Genomic DNA, 5,505 nt, shown 5'->3' on the forward strand with positions numbered 1-5,505 from the left:
GTTCAGGGGACGTCGGCGAGCAGGGCGGCGGTGCCCATGCGCAGGAGCAGGTCGGCCATGGCCTCGCGCGAGAGCGGGCCACGACTGTGCGGGGTGGAGTTGAGCAGGCCGAACGCGGCGTGCACCGAGGCGCGAAGGGCGACCGGAGGAGTATCGGGGCGCAACCGGGCCAGAACACCGACCCATTCCTCCACGTAGCCGCGTTGGAGTCGGCGGACGGCACGCCGGTCTTCGGCGGTGAGGTTGCCGAGTTCACGATCGTGCACGGTGATGAGGTCGGGTTCGTCGAGCGCGAAGGCGATGTGTCCGCGCAGTAGGGCGGTGAGGGCCTCGCGCGGGTCGTCGGCCCCGGACACCAGGGCTCGGCCGCGTTCGGCCAGACGTTCACTGATGTCCACCAGGACCGCGCCGAGCAGGGCCTCCTTGCCCGGGAAGTGCCGGTAGAGCGCGGGGCCGGTGGTGCCCACCGCCCGCCCGAGGTCGTCGATGGTCACACCCCGGTAGCCGTGCGCCGCGAAGAGCCGGGCCGCCGCGCCCAGGATCGCCGCCCTCCGCCCGCCCGTTCTGGGGCCCGTCGCCCTCGACACCATCCGCCCGCCCTCCTGAACCGCTCTCACCCTGGACACCCATGTTAGTAGTTACTAACATCACCGTTGTTAGTGAGCATTAACATCCCTCCACGAGAGGACAACATGAGCAGGGCACCTGTGCTCGGTTCGGCGGTGGACACCGCCGGGCCCGCGTTCGCCGCCAACGACGCCGCGAACCGCGCCCTCGCGTCGGAGCTGCGGGAGCGGATCGCCACCGCGGCCCTCGGCGGCCCGGAGAAGACCCGCGCGCGTCACGTCGAACGCGGCAAGCTCCTCCCCCGCGACCGCGTCGACCTACTCCTGGATCCCGGCTCCCCGTTCCTGGAGATCGCCCCACTGGCCGCCTACGGTCTCTACGGCGAGGACGGTCAGGACGCACCGGGCGCCGGGATGATCGCCGGGATCGGACGCGTGGCCGGCCGCCCCATGGTGGTGGTCGCCAACGACGCCACCGTCAAGGGCGGCAGTTACTACCCGATGACGGTCAAAAAGCACCTGCGCGCCCAGGAGGTGGCGCTGCACAACCGGCTTCCGTGCGTCTACCTGGCCGATTCCGGCGGAGCGTTCCTGCCCATGCAGGACGACGTCTTCCCCGACCGGGAGCACTTCGGCCGCATCTTCTACAACCAGGCCACCATGTCCGGGCAGGGCATCCCGCAGATCGCCGCCGTCCTGGGCTCGTGCACCGCCGGTGGCGCCTACGTTCCCGCCATGAGCGACGAGGCCGTCATCGTCCGCGAACAGGGCACCATCTTCCTGGGCGGCCCTCCCCTGGTGAAGGCCGCCACCGGCGAGGTCGTCACCGCCGAGGAACTGGGCGGCGGCGACCTGCACTCGCGGGTCTCCGGCGTCACCGACCACCTCGCGGACGACGACGCCGACGCCCTGGGCAAGGTGCGCCGGATCGCCGACACCCTCGGCCCACTCGACCCGCCGGCCTGGCAGACCCGCACCCCGCGTCCACCGAGGCTGGACCCCGAGGAGCTGTACGGGGTGGTGCCCGCCGACACCCGCACCCCCTACGACGTGCGCGAGGTCATCGGCCGTGTCGTCGACGGAAGCGAGTTCACCGAGTTCAAGTCCGAGTACGGCACCACCCTGGTCACCGGGTTCGCACACATCAACGGTCACCCGGTGGGCATCGTCGCCAACAACGGCATCCTGTTCGCCGAGTCCGCGCTCAAGGGCGCCCACTTCATCGAACTGTGCGACCGCCGCTCCATCCCGCTGGTGTTCCTGCAGAACATCTCCGGGTTCATGGTCGGCCGTGACTACGAGGCCGGCGGCATCGCCAAGCACGGCGCCAAGATGGTCACCGCCGTGGCCTGCGCCCGGGTCCCCAAGTTCACCGTGGTGATCGGTGGCTCGTTCGGCGCCGGCAACTACTCGATGTGCGGCCGCGCCTACTCCCCCAGGTTCCTGTGGATGTGGCCCAACGCCCGCATCTCCGTCATGGGCGGAGAACAGGCCGCCTCCGTGCTGTCCACGGTGCGCCGCGACCAGAAGGAGGGGCGAGGCGAGGTGTGGTCGGCCGAGGACGAGGAGGCCTTCAAGGCCCCCATCCGTGACCAGTACGAGGAGCAGGGCAGCCCCTACTACTCCACCGCACGGTTGTGGGACGACGGCGTGATCGACCCCGCCGACACCCGCGACGTGCTCGCCATGGCCCTGTCCGCCGCCCGCCACACGCCCCTGGAACCGGTGGGCTACGGCGTCTTCCGGATGTGAGGAACCCTTGAGCACGACACCACGAACCAGCCCGGGGACCCGAGTGCCCTCGCGGGTACTGGTCGCCAACCGGGGCGAGATCGCGCTGCGCGTCATGCGCACCCTGCGCCGGATGGGCGTCGGCACCGCCGCCGTGTACACCGACGCCGACGCGGACGCCCCGCACACCCTCGCCGCCGACGTGGCTCTGCGAGTGGAGCACTACCTGGACGCCGACGGGATCGTCGCCCTGGCCCTGGACTGCGGGGCCACCGGCGTGCACCCCGGTTACGGCTTCCTGTCGGAGAACGCCGACTTCGCTCGCGCCTGCACCGACGCGGGGCTGGTCTTCATCGGCCCACCGGCCTCCGCCATCGAGGCCATGGGCGACAAGATCCGCGCCAAGGACACCGTGGCCGCCGCCGGCGTGCCCGTCCTGGGCGGATTCACCGAGAAGCCCGGACAGCCCCTGAGCGACGACGAACTGCTGCGCGCCGCCGAGGAGACCGGCTACCCATTGCTGATCAAGCCCTCGGCCGGGGGTGGCGGCAAGGGCATGCGGGCCGTGCACGCCCCGGACACGCTGCTCGCCGACGCCGCGGCCGCCCGACGCGAGGCCCTGGCCTCCTTCGGTGACGCGACCCTGTTGGTGGAGCAACTGGTCCAGCAGCCCCGTCACATCGAGGTCCAGGTACTGGCCGACACCCACGGCAACGTCCTGCACCTGGGCGAACGCGAGTGCAGCCTGCAGCGTCGGCACCAGAAGGTGGTGGAGGAGGCGCCCTCTCCCCTGCTCACCCAGGCCCAGCGCACCGCGATGGGCGAGGCCGCCGTGGCCGCCGCCCGCTCCTGTGGGTACGTGGGCGCCGGCACCGTCGAGTTCATCGCCGAGACGGGTCCCCGCGGGGAGCTGTCGTACTCCTTCCTGGAGATGAACACCCGCCTGCAGGTGGAGCACCCCGTCACCGAGGAGGTCGTGGCGGTGCGCGGCGAGCGCGGTGTGGACCTGGTGGAACTCCAGGTGGACGTGGCCTACGGGGAGGCGCTGCCCTTCACCCAGGAGGACGTTTCCTGGGTCGGACACGCGGTGGAGTCCAGGATCTACGCCGAGGACGCCGATCGGGGCTTCCTGCCCTCGGGCGGACCGATCCTGCTCCTGGACGAACCCGCGGGCCCGCACGTGCGCGTGGACTCGGGGATCGCCGAGGGCGGGGCGGTCACCTCCGACTTCGACCCCATGCTCGCCAAGGTCATCACCTGGGGCACGGACCGGGCCGGGGCGTTGAACCGGATGGACGCGGCGCTGGCCTCCTACACCCTGCTGGGCTGCGTGACCAACACCGCCTATCTGCGTCGGTTGCTGCGTCATCCCCGCGTGTTCGAGGGCGACCTGAGCACCGACCTCATCGCCTCCGACCCGCCCGAGCCGGCGCCCGACCTGCTGCCGCAGGTGTACGTCGCCGCCGCCCTGGACCACCAGCTCGACCTGGAGAACGGCCCGACCGCCGACCGGTTCGCGGTTCCGGACGGCTGGCGGATGGGCGGACCCGCCTGGGCCCCGTGGCGACTGCGGGTTCCCGGACACGACGCCGTCATCGTCCGGGTGCGGCGTGACGGCGACCCGGGCCGCTACCGGGTACGTCTGGAGGAACGGGAGCCGATCTCCCTGCGCGCCCGCCGCTCCGCCGACGGTACCCGGCTCACCGTCACCGCCCCCGAACACACCCGCACCTACCTGCGCGCCGACGACCCCGAGACCGATCACCGGTGGCTGGGCGTGGGCGGCGCCGCCTGGAGCGTGCACGAGGAACCCGTCACCGCGGCCTCGCGTGAGGAGGACGCGACCGCCGACGGCACCGTGCGCAGCCCCATGCCCGGCACCGTCCTGGACGTTCCCGTCCAGGTGGGCCGACGTGTCGCCGCCGGTACCACTCTGGTGGTGGTCGAGGCGATGAAGATGGAGCACTCCGTGCCCTCACCGATCGACGGCACCGTCGCCACCGTGGCGGTACGTCCCGGTTCCTCCGTGCCCATGGACGCCGTCCTGGTCACCGTCGAGGCCGATGCCCTGGCCGAGAACCCGGCCGACACCCCTTCCACCTCCACCGAGGAGCAGCGATGAAGCGCCACGAACTGTCCACCGAGCACGCCGACCTGCGGGCCGCCGTGGAGACCTTCGCCCAGACCGAGGTCAAGCCGGTGATCGGCGACTTCTACGAGCGCAACGCCTTCCCCTACGAGCTCATCTCCAAGATGGGGGCGATGGGGCTGTTCGGGCTGCCGTTCCCAGAGGAGCACGGCGGGATGGGCGGCGACTACTTCGCCCTGTGTCTGGCCCTGGAGGAGCTGGCCCGGGTCGACTCCTCCGTGGCGATCACCCTGGAGGCCGGGGTGTCGCTGGGCGCGATGCCGATCTTCCGATTCGGTACCGAGGAACAGAAGAAGACCTACCTGCCCAGGCTGACCTCCGGTGAGGCGCTCGGCGCGTTCGGGCTGACCGAACCCGACGGTGGTTCGGACGCCGGGGCCACCAAGACCACCGCGCGGCTGGAGAACGGCGAGTGGGTGATCAACGGGACCAAGTCGTTCATCACCAACTCCGGGACCGACATCACCACGCTGGTCACCGTGACCGCGGTGACCGGCCGTCGCGAGGACGGTCGGCCGGAGATCTCCGCCATCCTCGTGCCCAAGGGCACCCCGGGCTTCTCGGTGGGACAGAAGTACTCCAAGGTCGGCTGGAACGCCTCGGACACCAATGAGCTGGTGTTCGAGGACTGCCGGGTGCCCGAGGCCAACCTCGTGGGCGAGCGCGGTCGCGGATACGCCCAGTTCCTGCGGATCCTCGACGAGGGACGCATCGCCATCGCGGCGCTCTCCGTCGGTCTGGCCCAGGGCTGCGTGGACGAGAGCGTGCGCTACGCCCACGAGCGCCAGGCCTTCGGCAACAGCATCGCGGCCTACCAGGCGATCCAGTTCAAGATCGCCGAGATGGAGGCCCGTGCCTACACCGCCCGCCTGGCCTACTACGACGCGGCCTCCCGGATGCTCGCCGGAGAGCCGTTCAAGAAGGAGGCCGCGATCGCCAAGCTCATCGCGTCGAACGCCGCGATGGACAACGCCCGCGACGCCACGCAGGTCTTCGGTGGGTACGGCTTCATGAACGACTACGCCGTGGGCCGGTTCTACCGCGACGCCAAGATCCTGG

General features: G+C 70.9%; 4 protein-coding genes. 3 read left to right on the plus strand and 1 reads right to left on the minus strand.

Features of this window, described 5'->3' with window-relative positions:
• Nucleotides 1-2 precede the first annotated feature (2 nt).
• The gene (locus K8V84_RS21650) at nt 3-590 is read right to left on the minus strand and encodes a TetR/AcrR family transcriptional regulator (protein ID WP_304078004.1); all 588 of its coding nucleotides are present in this window, start codon (nt 588-590) and stop codon (nt 3-5) included.
• 117 nt (nt 591-707) lie between these two features.
• Between K8V84_RS21650 and K8V84_RS21655 the strand changes: the two genes are divergently transcribed.
• The 3 genes from K8V84_RS21655 to K8V84_RS21665 form a co-directional block, all read left to right on the plus strand.
• Nucleotides 708-2,318, plus strand: a complete 1,611-nt coding sequence (locus K8V84_RS21655) for a carboxyl transferase domain-containing protein (RefSeq protein ID WP_304078009.1) — start codon at nt 708-710, stop codon at nt 2,316-2,318.
• Between the two features lie 7 nt (nt 2,319-2,325).
• A complete protein-coding gene (locus K8V84_RS21660; protein WP_304078006.1) occupies nt 2,326-4,419 on the plus strand; it encodes a biotin carboxylase N-terminal domain-containing protein in 2,094 nt (697 codons plus the stop codon).
• Nucleotides 4,416-5,505: acyl-CoA dehydrogenase family protein (locus tag K8V84_RS21665; protein ID WP_304078008.1), on the plus strand; the 1,090-nt coding region annotated here is incomplete at its 3' end. The genes K8V84_RS21660 and K8V84_RS21665, both read left to right, overlap by 4 nt.

The organism is Nocardiopsis listeri, from assembly GCF_020741345.1.
In the GTDB taxonomy this organism is placed as follows: domain Bacteria; phylum Actinomycetota; class Actinomycetes; order Streptosporangiales; family Streptosporangiaceae; genus Nocardiopsis; species Nocardiopsis listeri_A.

Coding starts and splice junctions, on each gene's coding strand:
- K8V84_RS21650 (WP_304078004.1), bottom strand. CDS start 590: ATGGTGTCGAGGGCGACGGGCCCCAGAACGGGCGGGCGGAGGGCGGCG.